We start from the raw sequence: 20,586 nt of genomic DNA, 5'->3' as shown, positions 1-20,586 counted from the left end.
GGATCCGATTACTGAAAACGACGACGCGCGTTGGCTTCACGTGCAGCTCGTGCCGTTTCAACGGAAACAACACGACGCCCCACCGGCCACAATGCGATAGCGGCGATTTTAAAATTCGCCACGCCAACCGGGATACCAATAATTGTCAGGCATTGAGCCACGCCGGCAATAATATGCATCACGCAAAGCCACCAGCCGAATAGGATAAACCAGACAACATTCAGTAAGGTTCCCCCTGCGTTTAGCAGACCATTTCTGCCGTCTGGAGAGAGTTCATCGACGTGGACCGCCTCATTTCCCCACGGAATAAGGGATAACTTAGTGATCTCCCAGCATGAGCGCGTGAGCGGAAGGGTCACGATTAACAACACGCTAACAATGGTTGCCACCAGCCAGCCCAATGTTGTGGCAAAACCACCGAGGACAAAATTCAGGATATTCAAAATGGTACGCATAAAACCTCAGTTGAGTTCCGGGTATTGATCGTTCCGGCAATTGTAACGATTTTTTGGACTGGAGCACCAATTCTCTGACAGGTAAACTGGCAATAATTGTCACAAGCTGAGATCACCAAGAGATGGAACTGAAAGCGACTTCCCTGGGAAAACGCCTGGCACAGCACCCGTACGATCGCGCGACCATCCTGCATGCAGGTATAAAAGTAGCGGGCGACCGCCATGAATACCTCATTCCCTTTAATCAATTATTGGCGATTGAGTGTAAGCGGGGCATGGTTTGGGGAGAGATGGAGTTTCAGTTGGCTGATAACAAAGTGGTGCGCTTGCATGGCACTGAGTGGAGTGACACGCAGCGTTTTTACCACCTTCTGAATGAGCGCTGGTGCAGCTGGAGCGCGGAGATGAGCGAGGTGGCAGCTGAACTCCTGTCGGGCCAGTTGGCGCTTATCTCTGAACGTATTGATCCATCCAGATGGTTGACGCGTAACCAGTTGACCGGCGTACAGCGTCAGTTGCAGGAGGCTTTCGCTGCGCTGCCGATACCCACCAGTCGTCTTTCGGAGTTTGATAATTGTCGCACGCTCTGGCAACAGTGCCAGGCATGGCTACAGGATGTTGAAGGGCGTCGGGCAGAACATAATCAAGCCTTTACCGAAACGATGCTGAAGCAGTATGCGACCTTTTTTGAACAGGTTGAAAGCTCGCCTCTAAATCCGGCGCAAGCGAGGGCAGTGGTCAATGGTGAGCACTCTCTTCTGGTATTGGCTGGCGCTGGCAGCGGTAAAACTTCCGTGCTGGTGGCGCGTGCCGGTTGGCTACTGGCACGTGGTGAGGCCTCTGCCGATCAAATTCTTCTGCTCGCCTTTGGCCGTAAAGCAGCGCAGGAGATGGATGAGCGTATTCGCGAGCGGCTGCATACCGATGAGATCACTGCGCGGACTTTTCATGCACTGGCTCTGTACATCATTCAGCAAGGCAGCAAGAAAGTGCCTGCATTGAGCGAGCTGGAAAACAATACTGCCGCACGACTGACGTTGTTAACCCAAACCTGGGTGCAGCAGTGCAGCGAGAAAAAAGCGCAGGCAAAAGGGTGGCGTCAGTGGCTGGAAGAGGAGCTGAGCTGGCAGATTCCTGAAGGGAATTATTGGGATGACGAGGCGTTGCAGCGGCGCGTTGCACCACGTTTGGATCGCTGGATAAGTTTGATGCGCATGCATGGCGGTGCTCAGGCGGAAATGATTGCCAGCGCACCGGATGAGATACGCGATCTCTTTGCCAAACGCATCAAATTGATGGCGCCATTGCTGAAAGCATGGAAGAGCGCGCTTAAGGAAGAGAACGCCGTCGACTTTTCGGGGCTTATTCATCAGGCCATCAATGTGCTGGAAAAAGGGCGCTTTATCAGCCCGTGGAAGCATATTCTGGTGGATGAGTTCCAGGACATTTCACCCCAGCGCGCTGCGCTACTGGCGGCGTTACGCAAACAAAATACGCAAACAACACTTTTTGCAGTCGGCGATGACTGGCAAGCTATATACCGCTTCAGCGGCGCGCAACTTTCCCTGACCACCGCTTTCCACCACTATTTTGGTGAAGGCGATCTCTGCGCCCTTGATACAACCTATCGCTTTAATTCCCGCATCGGTGAAGTGGCGAACCGCTTTATTCAGCAAAACCCCTCGCAGCTAGCCAAGCCGCTTAACAGCTTGCTGACAGGTGATAAAAAATCCGTAACGCTGCTGGCAGAAGATCAACTCGATGCGCTGCTCGATAAGCTAAGCGGTTTCGCGAAGCCGGAGGAGCGCATCCTGGTATTGGCCCGTTATCATCACGCCAGGCCAAAAAGCCTGGACAAAGCGGCTACGCGATGGCCGAAACTGCAGCTGGATTTTATGACGGTTCATGCCAGTAAAGGGCAGCAGGCCGACTATGTGATTATTGTTGGCCTAAAAGAGGGGCAAGATGGGTTTCCTGCGCCAGCGCGGGAATCGATTATGGAACTGGCGCTTTTGCCTGCGGAAGAGGAGTTTCCTGACGCAGAGGAGCGTCGTCTGCTCTATGTTGCACTGACGCGAGCACGTAATCGCGTTTGGTTGCTGTTCAACAAAGAGGAACCTTCACGCTTTGTTGAAATACTCAAATCGCTGGATGTGCCCGTTGCCAGAAAGCCCTGAACTCAGGCGGCGGGTGCCGCCTGACGTTACTTCAACCGTTCAGCCAGATAGCGCTGATAATCTGGAATCAAAATATCAACGCTGTGATTAAATTGCGGGGATTCGATAATAAAATCGGCGGTTGAAAGGTTGGTTGCCACAGGAATATTCCATACCGTCGCCAGGCGAAGCAGGGCTTTTACATCAGGATCGTGAGGGACGGCATTAAGCGGATCCCAGAAGAAAATGAGTACGTCGATTTTACCTTCCGAGATGAGCGCGCCGACCTGCTGATCGCCACCCATCGGGCCGCTCAGCATTGCATTCACTTCCAGCCCAGTTGCGCGTTGAATCAAATTACCGGTAGTGCCGGTTGCATAGAGTTGATGTGCTGCCAGCACGGGCTGGTGCCGCTCAACCCATTTCATTAACAACTGCTTGCAGTGATCGTGCGCGACAAGGGCGATATTCTTGCGTACGGGTAGCGTGCGAGTGGTTGATTCCATGATCTATTTCCGTCAGTGATGTTTGCTACAGATTACTGGAAGCACTTGATGCTGCAAGAGAAGCGAATAAAAAAAACAGAAAATGGTTGAGTTACCCCGATTGATTTACACTTTGTGAAATCAAGCGGAGGAAATGATGAAAGAGAACGATATTGCCGAGATTTTACGCGCTACGCATACCATCGCTCTGGTTGGCGCAAGCGACAAACCCGATCGTCCCAGTTACCGCGTCATGAAGTACCTGTTAGATCAGGGCTATCATGTGATCCCAGTCTCACCAAAAGTGGCCGGAACGACGCTGTTGGGTCAGCAGGGGTATGCCACGCTGGCAGATGTGCCAGAGAAAATTGATATGGTGGATGTGTTCCGCAACTCCGAGGCCGCATGGGACGTCGCGCAAGAGGCGATTGCCGTAGGGGCGAAAACGTTATGGATGCAATTGGGCGTGATTAACGAACAGGCTGCTGTGCTGGCGCAGGAAGCGGGGTTGAACGTAGTGATGGATCGCTGCCCGGCGATTGAAATTCCGCGCCTGGGTTTGGCGAAATAAAAAATACCCCGCTGGTTGCGGGGTACGATCAGTTTCGCAATCTTGGAGCCTGCAGCTGGCGCCGAATGGTCCGCGCCAGCTCATCCATTGAGGGCTGTTCGGGGTGCTCATCCGTTATTTCGCTGGTGAGCTGCGCTTCGGCCAGATAAGTGTGAACGGGTTGACCGTCGTCATCCTCCATCACTACATGGTACCAGGGCAGTATGCGTAACTCGTCATTGACTGCCAGCTCGTCTGCTGACGGCTCATCAAGCGAGTACTCTGGGTCGATATCGACCACTACGCCAAGATACCCCAGCAGTGAGTGGCGAACCTGCTGACCGATACCGAATTTGCTGGCTATCATTGTCACCTCCCGGGAACCTTTGATAACCCCAAATATGGGGACGCGGCTCCAGATTTCAACTTACATGACGCGACAGGCAAACCCTTTCAGATAAAGCCCTTCCGGGTAGGTTGCGATCACCGGGTGATCGGCGGCCTGACGGAACTGGTCTATAAATTGTATATCACGCCCGGCATCTAAGGCGGCATCAGCGATGATTTTCTGAAATAGATCGGTGGTCATCAAACCTGAGCAGGAGAAGGTCAGCAGCACGCCGCCGGGATTGAGCAACTGAATAGCCAGCATGTTGATATCTTTGTAGCCGCGGCAGGCACCCATTAGCTGGCTTTTGTTTTCAACGAATTTCGGCGGATCCATCACAATCACATCGAAGGTTTCGCCCTGATCGCGATATTTACGCAGCAGTTTGAACACATCATCGCGTACAAACTCCGCTTTGCTCAGATCAAGCTTATTCAGGGTAACGTTCTGCTTCGCAACGTCCAGCGCTTCCTGTGAGGTATCGACGCTAACGACCTCGCGACAGCCGCCCATCAGTGCGGAGACGGCAAAGCCGCCGGTGTAAGAGAAGCAGTTAAGTACGCGTTTGTCAGCCACATAGCGACGTGTCGCCAGGCGGCTGTCGCGTTGGTCGAGGTAATAACCTGTCTTATGGCCGCCCTGAATATCAACAAACAGCTTCATGCCGTTCTCTTCGATAGGTAACAGCGGCGGAGGAAGCTCGCCTGACACCGGACCTTGTGTTAACTCCAGTCCCTCTTTTTTTCGCACCGCGACATCACTGCGATCGTAAATAGCGCATTCCGGATAGAGCGTTTGTAGTGCAGAAAGGAGTGCCGGACGCTGATATTCCGCTCCGGCGCTCAGAAGTTGCAGCACCAAAAAATTGCCGAAACGGTCAATAGTTACACCGGGTAAGCCGTCAGATTCGCCCGCAATCAGACGATAGCTGTCCAGACCATCACGCCCGGCGAGCCAGTTACGCCACTGCTGCGCTTGCTGTAAACGGCGGGTAAAGAAGTCGATATCAACGCTTTCGTCTTTATCAAAGGTCCAGACGCGCGCGCGGATTTGTGAAGCGGGAGAGAGCGCTCCGCGGGCCAGCCATTTACCCTGATGATCGACGATATCCACGGTTTCTCCGAGGCTGGCTTTGCCTTCCATTCGCGCTACGGCGCCGGAAAACACCCAGGGATGACGACGCAATAATGACTTCTCGCGTCCTTTGGCTAACACTAAACGTACACTCATATTTGGCTATTCTGTCGGCTGAAGAAAATGGGCGCTATTGTCACGGGTTCGCCGGGTAAATGCAACGCGCCCGCATTGATGGAGATAAGATATGGCTCAAGTTTGCACAATCGCCTGGGTACACGGCAGCGTACAAGGTGTTGGATTTCGCTACACCACACAACACGAAGCGCAGCGTCTGGGATTAGTCGGATATGCGCGAAATCTGGATGATGGCAGTGTTGAGGTGGTTGCCTGCGGTGAGGCGGAGAATGTCAACAAACTGATTGAGTGGTTAAAAGCGGGTGGGCCGCGTAGCGCGCGGGTCGATAAGGTTTTGACCGAGCCTCATCAACCCGACAAAGCGTGGAGCGATTTTGGGATCCGCTACTAGATGCACTTAACCGGTTTAGGCAGGCCTGCAATTTTCGTGGCCTGTTTAGCCGGGCCTTTTGGAAAGAGGCGATAGAGATAGCGGCTGTTGCCTTTCTCTTCGCCATATTTATTGGCCATTGCCTTTACCAGCATGCGAATAGCAGGTGAAGTATTGAACTCCAGATAAAAGCCGCGCACGAAACGCACCACTTCCCAATGTTCAGGGGAGAGAGAAATGCTCTCTTTCTCTGCAATCGCCTCTGCCAGAGCCTCGCTCCACAGCGAAGTTTCTTTTAAATAACCTTCGCTATCTGTTTCGATTTCTTTACCTTCAAAGATCAACATAGTTTCCACAACGGCTGTTTATGACGGCGGGAGTGTAACAAAAAACAAAGCCCCGCATAAGCGGGGCCTGATGGAGAAGGGGTTGGTTTTAGTCTCTGCTGGCGAAGCCCAGAATGCTCAGCAGGCTGACAAAGATGTTGTAGAGCGATACATAGAGACTCACGGTCGCACGGATATAGTTCGTTTCGCCACCATGAATGATATTGCTGGTTTCATACAAAATCGCGCCGGTAGAGATCAGAATAAATACTGCGCTGATTGCCAGGTGCAGGGCAGGAAGCTGAAGGAAAATATTCGCAACCATACCGATTAGCACAACCACGATGCCGGCCATCAGCATACCGCCCAGGAAGGACATATCCTTACGGGTAGTCAGCACATAGGCTGAGCAGCAAAAAAAGACCAGTGCGGTACCGCCGAGCGCCAGCGCAATGACGTCACCCATCCCGGCAGACAAATACGCGTTCAGCATTGGGCCAAGGATGTACCCAAGGAAGCCGGTAAAAGCAAACGCAGCAATAATACCGCTCGGCTTATTCGCCAGTTTGTAGGTTAAGAACATCAAACCATACATCCCAACCAGCGTAAGGATAAGCCCCGGCGAAGGGAGCATCAGTATGGTACTTGCAGTTGCTGTGATCGCAGAAAAAGCCAGTGTCAGACTGAGCAGAAAATAGGTATTACGAAGAACTTTGTGCGTGCTCAGCAGGGAGCTGCGGTCACGCGAAGAAGTAATTAGACGATCCATAAGCCACTCTCTTATGACAGATGTAATTAAAAGTGGAGTCTAGGAAAGTCTTGCTTGCCGTAAAAGACGTTTTACCCATCTTTACTCATCGCAGCGGCTGCCGATGCCTGTTTTATCGATAAAAAATTTGGTTAGAAGATTCTGGGAACAAATGTGATGCAGAGCCATATTTATCTCTTATATCGCTCGAAATGTTTTGCCGTCTAATCTTTAGCACGTTAAGAGTGTAAAGGCGTCGGTATATAACAAATTTCAAAGGCGAATGGATATGAAACCACAAACACTAAACAACATAACTCACGTTTTATTGGCAGTCGGGATGATGTGTGCAACGACCCAGGCTTATGCGGCAAGCGTACCCGCGGGGGTTGAACTGGCGGCAAAACAGGAATTAGTGCGTAACAACGGCAGCGAGCCGGCATCGTTGGACCCGCATAAAGTTGAGAGTGACATCGAGTTCAATATTATTCGCGATATGTTCGATGGGTTGCTGGCAGTCAAAAAGGATGGTTCTATTGAGCCGCTTTTAGCGGAAAAATGGGAAAACAAAAATAATACTGTCTGGACGTTTCATTTACGCCCGGGGATCACCTGGTCGGATGGTACGGCAATTACAGCTAAAGATGTGGTCTGGAGTTGGCAGCGTCTTGTTGATCCGAAAACGGCCTCTCCTTACGCCAGCTATCCGGGCAATATGCATATCCTCAATGCAGAAGATATCGCACAAGGTAAAAAACCAATTGATTCGCTGGGTGTAAAAGCAGTGGATGACTCGACTCTTGAGGTTACCCTGACTCAACCGACAGCCTCTTTTTTATCTATGTTGGCTCACCCCTCAATGGTTCCAATCGATCCAGTGCTGGTTAACCGCTTCGGTGATAAATGGACAAAACCGGAACATATCGTCACCAGCGGAGCGTATAAAGTGACTGATTGGGTGGTCAACGAGCGCATCGTGGCGGAACGTAACACGCGCTACTGGAACAATAAGGCGACAGTGATCAATAAAGTCACCTATCTACCTATTAGCGCGGAAACTGCAGATGTAAACCGCTTTAAGGCCGGGGAAATTGATATTACTTACACAATTCCTGTAAATCAGTTTGCCCAGCTACGTAAAACATTTGGCGAGCAGGTCAGCGTTGAGCCTCAACTGGCGACCTACTATTACGAGTTCAATACCACTAAACCCCCCTTCAACGATCCACGCCTGCGCCGCGCGCTCAATATGGGGTTAGATAAAGATATTATTGCTGACAAAGTGATGGCGCAGGGGCAAAGGCCGGCATGGGTCATCAGCCAGCCAGAAATCGGCGGAGTGAAGTTATCTCCGCCTGATTATTCCACATGGCCGCGTGAAAAACGCCTTGCAGAGGCGAAGAAATTGTTAAACGAGGCGGGCTTCAATGAAGCGCACCCTCTAAGTTTTAACCTTCTCTACAACACGATGGAGACGCATCAACGGATTGCCATTGCTGCGAGTTCAATGTGGAAAAAAAATCTTGGTGTAGAGGCAAAGCTGCAGAATCAGGAGTGGAAAACAATGCTGGATACGATGCATACCGGCAATTTTGACGCAGTGCGCTATGCATGGATTGCGGATTACGATGATGCGGCGACCTTCCTGAACAACTTCCGTACCGGAAGTAGTGAGAATACCAGTAAGTACAGCAATTCAGCCTATGACGAGGCGCTGGATAATGCAGCGAAGGCGAAAGATGTTGCTGAGCGAGGAAAATATTATCAGCAAGCAGAAGATCTTCTGGCGCGTGATGTACCGGCAATCCCTGTTTATCACTATGTACGTACGCATTTGGTGAAACCATGGGTGGGCGGTTTCAATCCCGATCCGCTTGGTTACTATCTCACGCAAGATATGTACATCAAAAAACATTAAAACGCTGTCCTTATCCGCTTCTTTATTGAGCACTGTGTTGATGTTTAAAGCGATTAACCTGTTTTTGGTTGTTTTTCACGCAAACGAACATTGTCACGCTTTACATGAGGGGCAGGGATGTTTATAGTGCGCCTCACACCGGAAGTGTGGCCGAGCGGTTGAAGGCACCGGTCTTGAAAACCGGCGACCCGAAAGGGTTCCAGAGTTCGAATCTCTGCGCTTCCGCCATATCTGATAAGGGGTTACCGAAAGGTAACCCCTTGTTTTTTTTGCTTAGCAAGTAACCCCCCTTTTATACGCCGCTAAAAACTATCAAATAGCCAACTTACGTCTCTGCTGCCTTTCATGTACGTTGATCACCTGGTACAGACAAACAATGGGCGTTTACCAACACTGAACAGAAAGCTGCTACTACCTTGCGGTTGAATTGCATAATTCACCCGTCTGTTAGGGTAAACGTAGAATGCCGGCAGGACAGTAGCGATGACATCCTCAGGTAAACTTTCAACATTATCGACCTTATTAATATTGGTTGATAAAAGGTGAAAAGTATTTTTGTTCTCAACCCACGTATAAGCGACATCCCTCCTTATTGTACCCTCCGTATGGTTGGGATCACGGTAACGCCCGCTAACAGAGACGATACCGCTCAGGGTCCGTCTGTTGTACATAAAGTCCAGTGTCAAATTAGCTTGCGCGTCCTTGTTAAACACAACAACAACCGCCGTGCAGGTTTCCGCAGCGCGAAAGTGTGTCGTTACCATGAGGAACAAATAGCCGAATCCGAGACCTGCTAACAGACAAATTATTAGTAAAATAACCCTCTTTTTAGTCATCTCGGTTGATTCCGGTAATATGAAGAGAGATACATCCTGGCGAAGATTCCGTTGTATATTTATTTTTACAAGCTAACGCAGTCAAAGTAGGGGAGGTAACGGAAAGAGGGAAGTAGACCCAGGGATAACTTTTACAACTTAAGCCCGTATTCAGAATTAAGGATTTATATTTTGAATAGGGATTATTGTTATCATGAATGTCATTCCTGGTGTGAAGATGACAACCGTTGTCAGTTTCTGTAAGCGTATAAGTGTTGAAGAAGGCGGGTTCAACTTGTCTGTACCAAATGAAGCTCGTGACAATAAAGCCAGTGATAAAAGAGATAAGAATGAGCAGGAGAGGCAAAAGTAACTTCTTAATTCTATTCTCATCTTCTCCAGATAATGGTTGGGAAGCCGGTGTTAATACCGGCTCGGGTGAGGAATCCTCATCCTCTGGAACTGCGCTCTTTTCAGGCAGGTCTGAGCTGGGGATGTCAATAGCAGGAAGCTCAATCGTGTTATCCGCTTTTACAATATCCTCTTGTTTAAGGATCCTGACGCCATCATCAATTTGAAAGCCTTTACGGGGGATGGTGGCGATGAGTTTTTGATCCGTATCGCCCACTGCACGCAACCCGCGGCGGACAATAGAAATGTTCTGATAGAGAGTATTAGCGGGAACCAACATACCTTCCTCTTCCCATACTTTCTTGAAAAAATCTTGCTGTAAGACGATATCGGGAGAGGCTTCAAGTAATAACAGAAGACACCGACTTGCTGGTGTGGTTAAAATCACACTTACTTCAGGGTTTTTAAGGGAGGTCAATTTCTTTAAAACGGGCCTGAATTCAATATACTCGTTTATAATCCAGTGCATATGCCTATCAACGCAGCGAGAGCTGAGTTCCTTATCAACATTCCATATTTAAGACAGCCATTACTCCATCCGGTAATTTCAACATGATGGGAGCGCAATTTCCATGATTTTTTTATGACTTAAATGAATATTGATTAGGCGGCTTTAAGATCTCAAATCATCAATTTTCTTATATAAGAGTTTAACGTGACTAATGTTGAAGTGAATTAGTAGTTAAACTTACCAGTAATCCGATTATATCGGTATGGTTGTATAGATAACGACCACATGAAATATAAAGATCAGTAATGAGTCAGGTGCATTCATCATGTATTTTTATAAAAGCATCGTTATAAAGTATGAATATCTCACCTGCTTTTTTAACATGGCCACTGTGAAGTGATTCACCAGGCCGAAGATACCATGTCGTACTGTTATCTTCGTTTGCTCCGCACCCGGGTTTTAATAGCGCCTTAAACCATGTATTTCCATTATTAGCAACCTCTCCTTTGGAGTGGTCCAGAGACCATTTGAAATTTATCTTACGAGGCCTCACTACAAGAATGGTGTCCATCACTATGACCGGGACCATACTTATAATGCTGTCATTAGCGTTCTTTGATGCTCTGTTTTGAGGCGGGATCTCTTCGAATGCAACACGGTAGTAACGTTCTTTATCATCTGCAGGGCCATGGTAATAAAACTTGAAAAAATCGCTCTCTCCTGACTGCAGCATCATTTGTCGAGGTGCGAACAATAGCTCCCCGTCAGAAGGTTGAGAATAAACTTCGGATATACCTGGGCTGTCGATTGCCCTGATAGTTATACGATAGAGACGAGCGGATTTATTATTATTTATCACCAGTTTTGCGAGCATATTGCTTTCAGCATCAATCGAAAAGGTTTGATTGCCAACATATATAGCATTCGCAAAAAAAGGAGCAAGCAAAAAAAGTAAGCAAGCGTAATTTATAACTCTTTTAATTAACATTCCGCCAGGTCGCCTTAATTCTAATTTCCCCCGATGCGCTAACATCCCCGAACCATGTTGAGTGATTTAGTGTATACAAAGAGTGCTCATCGTTCATAGGAATGGAGAAGCGGACGTTTGATTTGTTCATCAATCCCATATCCCCATTTGAGCTAAACCAGGGTGTTGTTAACCAAAAGGCATCTGTCATATCACGCCATAGCCCATCGCAGCCGACGTCGTAGGTTTTATTAACCCCATTTCTGGTTTTATAAGTTAATGATGCTGGAAAAGGAACCTGGGTTAAGTTATCTAAAGATTTAAATATACACCATGAGCGCCCGTAAATTTTTTGTGTTGGTCCTGTTACGCTGATTAGCACTTCATCAGCCGAGGTCTTGCCATTTGTCGTTACGATATAATCAAAATCCAGTGAAGGATTATTTCTACCGATTTTTCCGGTGCGAGAGGGATTTTGGACATAATCTTTAGAAATTATGCTCACACTAAAATCCCTTGGTTTAATAATAAGCTGGCTGGATGTAGAAAATTCATACCAACCGGATTCAGGCGCAAGGGCATTATGCATTCTGAAATTAAAAAGGTCGTTTGTATTGCTGTCGCTGATTCCTAACTTAACCATTTGCTTGAAAAAATTTTGTGAAAGAAAAATATAAACACTTCTTTTTCCTTTTAGTTCATTAAAAGTAAAGTAATGACTCGTTTTGCTTACTGTTTTCCAGGTGTTGCTATCGAGACTAAATTGCATATCTTCAGCATTTATCACTGATTCAAGAGCCGGTTTGTTTATTGATGGAAAAACTTTTATTGTTGAGTTACTCATCCCATTATCACGCAGGGAATAGGTAAGCATTTTACAGGCAAGACCAGAGATTTTTCCGATAACCAGTGGGTAACAGCTTGAGTTTCCTTCGCCGAGCGTCGGCACTCCATCGCTATTAATGAAAACTTCCGTAATTCCGTTAGTATTTTCAAACTTGAGATGAGCACCTTTTGTATAAGAAACTTTACGAACGTACCAGTTACCTGAGGTCATATTGCGACAGCGTTGACCAAAATGAGCGCTGTAACTTTCTGCAGTCGTACAAGTATTAATGGTCATGGTGAAGTTACTCCCTACGGAGGCATTATTAAGATAATGATAGAATTGGTCGCTCATCATTCCATGCATCCATTTAGCACCACCTGATGGGACAGAGACACCATAAAATCCTGCTGCATCTGTAGCTTCTGGCAGAATCAAGCTTGTCGCCATATCGCAGCCTTTATACCAATTAATGCAGCGTAACCCAGTAATTAAATGTGATGTCGGCGCGTTTTCAAGCCACATATCGAAACGACGGTTGCTCAATAAAAGCGTATTATAGCCGTTGTCAATATAGCCAAGGCTCTGCTGGTAAATGGTTCCGGAACCATTGTATTTTAGGCCCGTCCAACGGTTGGAGCCTGTCATCCGTGGATCGAGGGCACCAGTAGGAGTAACGAAAAAATTATCGTTGTTATTATTTTCTACGAAAACATATTCACGAGTAGGAGCATCAGAGAAGACGGTTTTGTTCATGGCAGCTTCAACAATATTAACTGTTAAGAGGAGCGAAAAAAAAGCTAGGAGCCAATATAAATTAACCTTCATTTATCTCTCCATCAACCATAGTGCTGGCGAACGTTTTTAATCCCTGGCAAATAATATCACCTACCCAAACAGCCCCACGCGCATTACTTATATCCAAATTTGCTTCGCAAAGTTTATTATCATCGTAATTGAAATCAACGGTAGGAAATTTCTTATCAATATCCATCACGAACTCGCCATTGCTATCCGTGCGTGTTCTTCCAATATGGTTATTGATGTGAGCATTGGCAAGTAATGTTCCGTCCTCAGCGCGTATCCGGCCCGAAACGGTTACCATCTGTTTAATTTCGGGCACCATGGTTACAACGTTGCCCGGATAGAGTGTAAATTGCCCTTTTCTGCCGTTTGCGATGTTATAGCTATCGATAGATTTTTTACTATTAAGAATCTCAATTTCATAACGCGAGTAAGGATCCAGAGGAAGATAGTTACGTTTTCCTAATAATGGGAAAAGGCGACCATTGACTCTTGCAGTGAGTTGGCCATCATGTTCAATGTCAGTACGTAATATAACGCCAGCGTTACCCTCTGTGCTGCCGCTCATACCTATCTCACTTCCTTGCCAGCCGAGACTACCATTAGCCGTAAAGTTTGTGCTTAAGTATCCATCAAGGCCGCTATTGACACTTAATGTCCCGGTTGAAAAGCGATTCTCATATTTTGTCCATGCCGTGGCGCTTAAGTTTTTATTATTACTATTTTTACCAGAAATGCCTCTGGAAATATCGGCACCGATAGCTTGGATAGTGTCACCCTCGTCGAACTGCTTCTGAGCTGATATGTTTGCCATAGCATAGCCATTCTGCTGCGTTATGCCGGCTCGAAAAGCGCTTCCAAGCGGGAGCAGAAAATCAAAAGCAACATATTTTTGCATACGGGTTGTTTGCCGACTATTACTGTGCTGATAACGTTGTAATCCTGCTCGTAAACCTAAGGAACCGAACTGTCCGTTGTAGAGGGTCTGCGTATAATCAGCCGTATAATAATGACTGTTATGTTGGCGATCTTTGTTATAGCTTACGCTGAAGGAACCTAGCCGGGCCCAAAGCGTATTAAGATTTAATGATGCGCCAATTGCAATATTGGTAGCATCGCTACGCCGAAGAGTATTGCCTATAGACGTTTTTTCCTGGCTTAACCAGACAGAACTAAACTTTCCGGGCAAAGTTGCATTTAGACTACTAATGGAACTCCATGATCCATCGGTAGCTAACATATTTTGCATGCTGATTTGTAAGGCTTCGGTAATAGGCCATGACAGCTGAAGTTCTCCGACAGTGACAGAGTCATAGTTATATGCTGAAGCCATCCAGGCTAACGCATTAAGCCCGCCGGAAGTGGACAATCCGACAAGGAGACTGTTTTTAGCTTTCTGGATTTCCCTTTCGCCACTCTCCCATCGATCCATATGTATATTACCTCCCCAAAATTGCCAACGGAATGGCATTCCCGCTGATTTACCCCGCGCAAAAAGTTTGTTAACTCGCTGAATATTTTGGCTTATATGTTGCCCATTAACGATCACATCGACTTTGATATCGTAAATGCCATAGGGGAGTCCGCTGGTGTCAACTTCATGACTGCCCATGCTGAAGTTCTGTACGCTGAGAAGTTTACCATCCCGAGAAAGGTGAACTTCGCCAGCAGAGGGCAGGAAAACAATGACGGGGATAACGGAGTGCGAATCATTGAAGACCGTTGACTGCGCGTGGTTGCCCCAGGAGAAACCATAAATTTTTCCAGAAGGAAGCGCAGTGACCGACCCAAGAGATTGTAAGTTCCAGGAGTCTAGCATGCCACCGGCGAGCCTGAAGCCTGAAAAGTCACGTTCGTACATGGCACGGTAGATCTGAGCCTGTTGGGAGTTCGATCCCAGGCCATACACAGTGCCATTCATCATTAAATGGTGCTCTTTTAGGGCTGTAACTGAATCAAATGAAAGGTAATTTGAAGTACTACTATCTCCCCCCTTCATTTTATTGTTATAGATGCCAAAGTTATAACCAATTGTACTACTAAGATCATCTGCACTTGATTCACCTATATCTTCGATTTTAGGGCGGAAAAGGGTTTTAAGTGCTTGCTGAGTGACGATCACTTGCAATGTAAGTTGTTGGAAGTTTAGGTATAACCAGGCATTATCAGTAATGGGTATTTTAGACTCTTCATTAAACGGAATATCTTTTAGACTATTAATTTTTGACCGTGTGTGATCATTCAAAGACGCATTGCCATTCTGATCTTCAAGCTCAATTAAGCGTACTTTTACCATATTATCATCGAGCCAAATGGAAGCTGTGCCGATACGCTGATCATCTTGCGTACCAGAAACTCCATTTAGATGGATGAATAAAGGGATACTCATACCATCTTGTAATGCTTTCCTAAAAGCATCAGGAACCATGATGCCGGCGACATGTAAACTCTGAAGAGGAGAGGAGTAAACTTCACTCATGCCAGCAAAGAAAATGGCGGTATAAGTAACGCAAGCTTGGAGGGTTTTATTCTCGACAATGCGCACAGACAACATCTCCCAAAACTATTTAACTGAAACGAAATGATTCTCTTGCCAGAAAGCTACACGGCCATTCTTATCTGCAACATTGACTCGAGTGAATGTTCGCGACTTACCAGGCATAAGATAGTAATTTTCTTTGCAAGACTCACCATCAGTCGGTTTCAAACATGGGCCATAGGCGATAATACGTAATGTCGCATTTCCAGGGTTGGTGATTTTTCCTGAGGAATATTTGTATTCATACTTAGCTTTACGAGGAGCAACAACCAATATTGAACTAATAAGCGCTGATGCTGTGGCCATAGCATGGCGCTTTGCGTTGCTCCTTTTACCTTCGCTTAATGATTGATCGGACCAAAGAATTCGGTAGTAACGTTCCTTTTCGTCAGTCGGTCCTTTGTAAAAAAAACGAATGGTCTCATTACTATTAGCGGGTAGCAATAAACTTCCTGGCGTCAAAAGAAGTTCGTTTTTACTCTCCATCGGAATGATTCTACCGCCTTCTAGAGGGTTTGTTATTCTTTCAACTCTGATATTGATAAGACGACCTGTATTTGTAGAGTTCTTTATCTCCTTACTGATAACGGCACTATCGCTATACATAAAAGAAGATATATCTCCAATATCTAATGCATATGCGGGCATCATGACAGTTAAAGAAAAATTTAACGCAAAAATAATTTTTTTATTCATAATTTCTTGTCCTAAAAAAAAGGAGCGGTCCCTCGCTCCTTAATTAATGAAAGTTAGCTAGTCCATGTTGCATCAAACTGGACGCTAACATCGCCACTCCAAATACCTTCTGGCAATACACTTAAATCTGTTGCAGGTGTTGTGCCATCAGTAGTTGCACTTGCGATCGAGAATGTAAATGCATCCTGACCAGCAAAACGACCTGCTTGATTATAATTAGAAGCAATATTGCTCAGACCACCACTTTTGCCTGTAAGGGTGTCAACAAGAACTGTATCTGACGTTTTGTCGACCGCATTACCAAAGTAATTAACTCCAACATTCAGCGTTGACCCTGATCCATCAAGCTGTGTTAGCGTGTTACTTACTAATCGTGAGGTTAGTTTAAATGCCGTTGCGCTTGAATCTCCTTCAACTGCAACGTCAAAAAGACCTTTTTGAGTATTGAACCCTTTAACGCCCTCAGCGTACTGAAATGAAAGACTTCCCAGAGGAGTAACCACTAATTTACTAGTGGTATCTTTTTTTGCTGTTGCGGACCATGTCGCCACAGCTTGTGCTGTAGTATCTGCTGCCTGAACTGCACCCATGCTAAAAGAAGACAATAATGCAAGCGCTAAAATTTTACGTTTCATAAATGCACCTTATTCTTGATGGTTTTAACCTTGAAGGTTCCTTGTATTAACAAGGCTTTTATTCAACTCGGACCTCATTACTCGCTAATCCGATTGAGAGAAGCTAAAGGATATAACTTGATTAAGTGTGCTAATAACAAGTCAATATTGCGAATTCACGTTCGATAGCGAACATAATCTCACTCGAATGAATCGCGATCTCACGCAAAGCCACTGCTTCCGACTAAAATAATAACCTTGACGTAAAATGTTTGGATAGCAATAAAGTGTTAATTCGCTAATAAATAATATGTGTTAAATTATTGATCTCTTTTTACATGGAAAAACGCGGTTTCCCGCCCTGTGATAACATGTCAGTAACGTATTTATGTTGTATTAATAAGGTTTCTTATGCGCTTTTAATAAGAACATACGCATTGCTTAAATGGTAATTTCTTTATTTAAGAGAGATGTGATTCGATTTTTGTCTAAGATTTATGTTTAATTGTTTTTCTCACTTAATAATATGAATATTTTCGCATCGCTGGTAAGGGAAACTTTCGTGCTCCCATTGATTCTTTGATGGGAGTATTGGATGAAGAAAGGCAAGTGTTAGCTGATGCGACCTATGTAAGTTTTAAAAGTAGATGTTATTTTAATATGTTGGATATTGGCAGTAATTATATGAAATAATCTTAAATTCATGGGTGTTATAAGTTGTTTTTATAACAGCTTGAATTGGCGGGCAAAATGGGAATTCATCTTAATTTTACGTGGTAATCACTTGGCTTTTTTTTAAGGATAATTCACTTGTTTTAATGCGCTCTTTAGCAATAATTAAAAAATTCCTATTGGCTCTTCATGGTTAGAAGGGTGTGAAATAAAAGCATGTTTGATATTAACTAAGTTTAGGGTATGTGTTTTTGGTAAGTGTATTGCCAATCTGTATGCCGAAATTAGGGTTAAGACAAATAGCGGAGCTCCAATGTTAGCGTGGTTTCAACCTGCATAACGAGTTTAGATGCCTACATAAAGTACTTCAAAAGTCGATTTTGTAAGCGGCTAAACTCACCTTAATAAGTTGCATAAATTACAGGTAGGAAATAAATGAAAGGTAAAAGAAAAACAGGGAGTTTGATGAGGTTCAATCCAGTAGCGGCTTCTATTCTGCTCTCTCTACCGGTTCTTGCTCAAGCAGGCGATCTAAATATCAAAAATGGCACCATTGCCAGTTCAAATGGCGTACCCGTAATCAATATTGCCAATCCCAATGATAATGGCCTCTCTCACAACGTTTATGATGATTTCAATGTTGGCAAGAACGGGGTTATTTTCAATAACAGCTCTTCTGGCACAAATACCGTAATTGGGGGAGTCATAGCGGGTAACAGCAATCTTACCTCTGGTAGCGCCAAAGTTATCCTTAACGAAGTCACTTCGAATAAAACCAGCATGCTTGAAGGCCTGATGGAGGTTGCAGGAGACAAAGCTCATCTGGTCATTGCCAACCCGAATGGTATCTCCACTAGCCTGGGCAGTGGTTTTATCAATGCCAGTAAAGCCACCATCACGACCGGTAAACCAGACATTCAGAACGGCGTGTTAAGAGGTTATTCAGTTGGAGGTGGTGTTATTACTGTCAAAGGGTTGATGAGCTCTTCGCCAACAGAAATTCTTGCTCGCTCCGTTGCAGTACAAGGGCAAATCGTGACGGATGAACTTACTGTCATCGCAGGTAATAATTATGTCAATAAAAATGCTGAGGTCTTAGGACATGTAACAGCCAGCGGTATCAGAAATACATACGCGGTTGATGTGTCTGATCTTGGCGGGATGTACGCAAATCATATTAATTTAATCAGTACTGAAAGTGGAGTTGGCGTCAGAAATATGGGGGTTATTGCCGGTGGAGCTGATGATATCCATATTAATGTAAATGGTAAATTTATTAACACTGGCGGTGAGGTTCAATCAGTTGGCTCTACCAATATCACAACTAATGGTGCGCTGGAAAATATCGGTGGAGATATATCCGGTAAGGGTCAAATATTTATTAATACCACAAAGAATTCAATAAATAACACTAGCGCTGGTAGTATCGCTTCAGAGTCCGATATCTATATAGATAGCGGCGAGTTTAATAACAAAAACGGGAAAATTGCTTCTGGCGGGATTTTAGGCGTCAATACTAATGGCAAAACGTTAATTAATAGTGGTAAAGGTAGTTCTGCAGGTCTGGAAGCCGCTGTTGTCGCCCTGAAAACAGGTAAGTTAGATAACCGGACTGGGCAGATCAGGGGAGGTTATGTTGCTTTTGAAACTTCAGAGATAACTAATGTAGGAGGTGAAGTTCAATCTACCGGAAAAATTGATATGATCAGTTCCGGAAATATTGATAACACCAAAGGCCTTATTAGGTCGCAAGCAGGTGGCATTCAGATTGAGACGGCGAAGTATTTTATCAATAAAGATAATATCACTGCTGATGCTACCAGTAACGATTCCTTAGGATTGATTGCAGGTGACGATGGAATTAAGTTAAAAGCTGGCACGATTAATAATTCGACTGGTGGAATCAGTTCATCAGGTACGATCTCTCTGGAAAGTAGTAGTACGATCAACAATCGTAATGGGAAGATAGCCGCTGATAAAGCCGTGTCACTTTCTGCGATTGGCAATATCGACAACTCTAGTGGAAGGCTTCTGTCGAAAGACACCGTTTCGGTCATCGGTTCCACAATGGATAATAGTCTTTATGTCGGTCAGATTATGGGGGATCGTGGAGTTAACATAGATTTAACAGGGTATTTTAACAACCATATTGGTTTAGTAAGTTCACAGTTTGGTAATGTTGATATTAAAGCTAAAAATGTCAAGAACGTAGGTGGGGTGATTCTTGGCAAAGATATTTCAATCCAAACAGAAGCAGATGTTGATAACTATCATGGATTGATGGTGGCAAATAATCTACTCAAGATTGATGCTAAAACCAGTGTTAATAACACCTATGGCGAAGATTTTGGATCGTGGTATGGTAATTACTTCGGAATACCTGGTCAAATTGGCGGGCTGATTGGGACTAATGGTGTAACAATCAACGCTAAGTCTATTAATAATACGCACAGTCGCATTATTGCTGAGCATGGCCCGTTAACTTTGAATGTTGCAGAGACGCTCGATAATTATCGCGGCTTGCTAGTCAGTGGAGGTGATGCAAATATTAAGGCCAAACGTTTAGTTAACAATTATGCCACTCTCCATAGTGCTGGCGATCTAAATATTGATGTTGACTCTCTGTCAAATTACAGTTCAGGAACAATTGAAAACAATGACGCAACTGGAATAATTTCAGCTGACCGTCATCTCTCGCTAGTTGTCGGCAGCGATTTTAACAATTATGGGTGGATTAGTAGTAAGCAGAACTCAGTAGTACGCGTTGCGGGGGCATTGCATAACTACAATACTATTTCGGCTGATAATACACTGGAAGTTGATACAACTGGCACTCTTACTAATGAAAAGGATATTGCTGCAGGTACGGTGCTTTATGTTGAATCAGAGGGTAATGTTGTTAATAGCAGTAAGGGCAACCTGGTTGGTAGTTCAGCATTCATCAAATCGGCACTCGATGTGACTAACTATGGTAATGTGGTTGCCTGGGATTATCTCGATGTCAACGCTGGTCGTACGATTTATAATTACAAAAATATCTATACTGAAGGCAACGCAGTAATTACTTCGAAATTAATCCACAACTCTGGTGCTAATGCTGTTTTAGGTGGTGAAAGGGGACTTGTACTTAACACCGCACAGTTAACCGGCACAGGCACTATCGTTGGTTTATGATTTAAAAAC

17 protein-coding genes, 1 tRNA gene and 1 pseudogene are annotated in these 20,586 nt (G+C 45.3%); 7 read left to right on the top strand and 12 right to left on the bottom strand.

Annotated elements, in window-relative coordinates; translation table 11 throughout:
* Window positions 1–8: 8 nt before the first annotated feature.
* On the bottom strand, window positions 9–455 hold the full coding sequence (locus tag ABIC80_RS08730) for a YccF domain-containing protein (protein WP_094420311.1): 447 nt from the start codon (window positions 453–455) through the stop codon (window positions 9–11).
* Window positions 456–577: 122 nt separating this feature from the next.
* Between ABIC80_RS08730 and helD the strand changes: the two genes are divergently transcribed.
* Window positions 578–2,632 (top strand): DNA helicase IV, encoded by a 2,055-nt coding sequence (gene helD / locus ABIC80_RS08725; protein ID WP_429176656.1) that lies wholly within the window; start codon window positions 578–580, stop codon window positions 2,630–2,632.
* A gap of 26 nt (window positions 2,633–2,658) precedes the next feature.
* Here helD and mgsA read toward each other — a convergent pair whose 3' ends face one another.
* Window positions 2,659–3,117, bottom strand: coding sequence for a methylglyoxal synthase (gene mgsA, locus ABIC80_RS08720; protein ID WP_023481788.1), 459 nt, complete (start codon window positions 3,115–3,117; stop codon window positions 2,659–2,661).
* A 136-nt stretch (window positions 3,118–3,253) separates the two neighbouring features.
* On the opposite strand from mgsA, the gene ABIC80_RS08715 reads away from it, so the two are divergent.
* Window positions 3,254–3,667 carry a CoA-binding protein gene (locus tag ABIC80_RS08715; RefSeq protein ID WP_200134056.1) on the top strand — a complete coding sequence of 138 codons (414 nt, stop codon included), beginning with the start codon at window positions 3,254–3,256 and terminating at the stop codon, window positions 3,665–3,667.
* 28 nt (window positions 3,668–3,695) lie between these two features.
* Here the strand turns inward: ABIC80_RS08715 and hspQ are convergent, their stop codons facing one another.
* On the bottom strand, window positions 3,696–4,013 hold the full coding sequence (gene hspQ / locus ABIC80_RS08710; RefSeq protein WP_023481608.1) for a heat shock protein HspQ: 318 nt from the start codon (window positions 4,011–4,013) through the stop codon (window positions 3,696–3,698).
* 60 nt (window positions 4,014–4,073) lie between these two features.
* Window positions 4,074–5,264 (bottom strand): 23S rRNA (cytosine(1962)-C(5))-methyltransferase RlmI, encoded by a 1,191-nt coding sequence (gene rlmI, locus ABIC80_RS08705; protein ID WP_263752769.1) that lies wholly within the window; start codon window positions 5,262–5,264, stop codon window positions 4,074–4,076.
* 91 nt (window positions 5,265–5,355) lie between these two features.
* Here rlmI and yccX point away from each other — a divergent pair, with 91 nt between their 5' ends.
* On the top strand, window positions 5,356–5,637 hold the full coding sequence (gene yccX, locus ABIC80_RS08700) for an acylphosphatase (protein WP_076769648.1): 282 nt from the start codon (window positions 5,356–5,358) through the stop codon (window positions 5,635–5,637).
* Here yccX and tusE read toward each other — a convergent pair.
* On the bottom strand, window positions 5,634–5,963 hold the full coding sequence (gene tusE, locus ABIC80_RS08695) for a sulfurtransferase TusE (RefSeq protein WP_054803116.1): 330 nt from the start codon (window positions 5,961–5,963) through the stop codon (window positions 5,634–5,636). The two genes, yccX and tusE, sit on opposite strands and share 4 nt — an antisense overlap.
* 88 nt (window positions 5,964–6,051) lie before the next feature.
* Complete coding sequence (yccA, locus tag ABIC80_RS08690; RefSeq protein WP_312605553.1) at window positions 6,052–6,711, bottom strand: FtsH protease modulator YccA; 660 nt, start codon at window positions 6,709–6,711, stop codon at window positions 6,052–6,054.
* Window positions 6,712–6,979: 268 nt separating this feature from the next.
* Here yccA and ABIC80_RS08685 point away from each other — a divergent pair, with 268 nt between their 5' ends.
* Together ABIC80_RS08685 and ABIC80_RS08680 are read left to right on the top strand one after the other, a co-directional pair.
* On the top strand, window positions 6,980–8,608 hold the full coding sequence (locus ABIC80_RS08685) for an ABC transporter substrate-binding protein (RefSeq protein WP_429176653.1): 1,629 nt from the start codon (window positions 6,980–6,982) through the stop codon (window positions 8,606–8,608).
* A 140-nt stretch (window positions 8,609–8,748) separates the two neighbouring features.
* Window positions 8,749–8,836: transfer RNA gene (locus ABIC80_RS08680), tRNA-Ser, on the top strand.
* 600 nt (window positions 8,837–9,436) lie between these two features.
* Here ABIC80_RS08680 and ABIC80_RS08675 read toward each other — a convergent pair.
* The 6 genes from ABIC80_RS08675 to ecpA all read right to left on the bottom strand — a co-directional run bounded on the left by ABIC80_RS08675 (window position 9,437) and on the right by ecpA (window position 16,752).
* Window positions 9,437–10,303, bottom strand: coding sequence for a winged helix-turn-helix domain-containing protein (locus ABIC80_RS08675; RefSeq protein WP_429176651.1), 867 nt, complete (start codon window positions 10,301–10,303; stop codon window positions 9,437–9,439).
* A 292-nt stretch (window positions 10,304–10,595) separates the two neighbouring features.
* Window positions 10,596–11,273 (bottom strand): fimbria/pilus periplasmic chaperone, encoded by a 678-nt coding sequence (locus ABIC80_RS08670; RefSeq protein ID WP_429176648.1) that lies wholly within the window; start codon window positions 11,271–11,273, stop codon window positions 10,596–10,598.
* Window positions 11,263–12,906 carry a fimbrial adhesin EcpD gene (gene ecpD / locus ABIC80_RS08665; RefSeq protein WP_429176645.1) on the bottom strand — a complete coding sequence of 548 codons (1,644 nt, stop codon included), beginning with the start codon at window positions 12,904–12,906 and terminating at the stop codon, window positions 11,263–11,265. The genes ABIC80_RS08670 and ecpD overlap by 11 nt, the downstream gene beginning before the upstream one ends.
* Complete coding sequence (locus ABIC80_RS08660) at window positions 12,896–15,427, bottom strand: CS1-pili formation C-terminal domain-containing protein (RefSeq protein ID WP_429176643.1); 2,532 nt, start codon at window positions 15,425–15,427, stop codon at window positions 12,896–12,898. The genes ecpD and ABIC80_RS08660 overlap by 11 nt, the downstream gene beginning before the upstream one ends.
* Window positions 15,428–15,445: 18 nt before the next feature.
* Window positions 15,446–16,117, bottom strand: coding sequence for a hypothetical protein (locus ABIC80_RS08655; RefSeq protein WP_429176641.1), 672 nt, complete (start codon window positions 16,115–16,117; stop codon window positions 15,446–15,448).
* A 53-nt stretch (window positions 16,118–16,170) separates the two neighbouring features.
* Window positions 16,171–16,752: a common pilus major fimbrillin subunit EcpA gene (ecpA, locus tag ABIC80_RS08650; RefSeq protein WP_076769653.1), complete on the bottom strand. Its 582-nt coding sequence runs from the start codon at window positions 16,750–16,752 to the stop codon at window positions 16,171–16,173.
* Between the two features lie 1,086 nt (window positions 16,753–17,838).
* Between ecpA and ABIC80_RS08645 the strand changes: the two are divergent.
* A pseudogene (locus ABIC80_RS08645) lies at window positions 17,839–18,765 on the top strand (filamentous hemagglutinin N-terminal domain-containing protein); the annotation flags it as partial.
* Between the two features lie 339 nt (window positions 18,766–19,104).
* Window positions 19,105–20,577 carry a hypothetical protein gene (locus ABIC80_RS08640; RefSeq protein ID WP_429177014.1) on the top strand — a complete coding sequence of 491 codons (1,473 nt, stop codon included), beginning with the start codon at window positions 19,105–19,107 and terminating at the stop codon, window positions 20,575–20,577.
* Window positions 20,578–20,586 lie beyond the last annotated feature (9 nt).

Origin of the sequence: Kosakonia sp. 1610, from assembly GCF_050435845.1 — a bacterium.
Taxonomy (GTDB): Bacteria; Pseudomonadota; Gammaproteobacteria; order Enterobacterales; family Enterobacteriaceae; genus Kosakonia; species Kosakonia cowanii.
The sequence above is the reverse complement of the archived record's forward strand: the minus strand, read 5'-3'. Positions and strand labels throughout refer to the sequence as shown.

Excerpts from the sequence above, each read along its gene's own strand:
- ABIC80_RS08730 (WP_094420311.1), bottom strand. The coding sequence starts at position 455 with ATGCGTACCATTTTGAATATCCTGAATTTTGTCCTCGGTGGTTTTGCC.
- helD (WP_429176656.1), top strand. The coding sequence starts at position 578 with ATGGAACTGAAAGCGACTTCCCTGGGAAAACGCCTGGCACAGCACCCG.
- mgsA (WP_023481788.1), bottom strand. The coding sequence starts at position 3,117 with ATGGAATCAACCACTCGCACGCTACCCGTACGCAAGAATATCGCCCTT.
- ABIC80_RS08715 (WP_200134056.1), top strand. The coding sequence starts at position 3,254 with ATGAAAGAGAACGATATTGCCGAGATTTTACGCGCTACGCATACCATC.
- hspQ (WP_023481608.1), bottom strand. The coding sequence starts at position 4,013 with ATGATAGCCAGCAAATTCGGTATCGGTCAGCAGGTTCGCCACTCACTG.
- rlmI (WP_263752769.1), bottom strand. The coding sequence starts at position 5,264 with ATGAGTGTACGTTTAGTGTTAGCCAAAGGACGCGAGAAGTCATTATTG.
- yccX (WP_076769648.1), top strand. The coding sequence starts at position 5,356 with ATGGCTCAAGTTTGCACAATCGCCTGGGTACACGGCAGCGTACAAGGT.
- tusE (WP_054803116.1), bottom strand. The coding sequence starts at position 5,963 with ATGTTGATCTTTGAAGGTAAAGAAATCGAAACAGATAGCGAAGGTTAT.
- yccA (WP_312605553.1), bottom strand. The coding sequence starts at position 6,711 with ATGGATCGTCTAATTACTTCTTCGCGTGACCGCAGCTCCCTGCTGAGC.
- ABIC80_RS08685 (WP_429176653.1), top strand. The coding sequence starts at position 6,980 with ATGAAACCACAAACACTAAACAACATAACTCACGTTTTATTGGCAGTC.
- ABIC80_RS08675 (WP_429176651.1), bottom strand. The coding sequence starts at position 10,303 with ATGCACTGGATTATAAACGAGTATATTGAATTCAGGCCCGTTTTAAAG.
- ABIC80_RS08670 (WP_429176648.1), bottom strand. The coding sequence starts at position 11,273 with ATGTTAATTAAAAGAGTTATAAATTACGCTTGCTTACTTTTTTTGCTT.
- ecpD (WP_429176645.1), bottom strand. The coding sequence starts at position 12,906 with ATGAAGGTTAATTTATATTGGCTCCTAGCTTTTTTTTCGCTCCTCTTA.
- ABIC80_RS08655 (WP_429176641.1), bottom strand. The coding sequence starts at position 16,117 with ATGAATAAAAAAATTATTTTTGCGTTAAATTTTTCTTTAACTGTCATG.
- ecpA (WP_076769653.1), bottom strand. The coding sequence starts at position 16,752 with ATGAAACGTAAAATTTTAGCGCTTGCATTATTGTCTTCTTTTAGCATG.
- ABIC80_RS08640 (WP_429177014.1), top strand. The coding sequence starts at position 19,105 with ATGATCAGTTCCGGAAATATTGATAACACCAAAGGCCTTATTAGGTCG.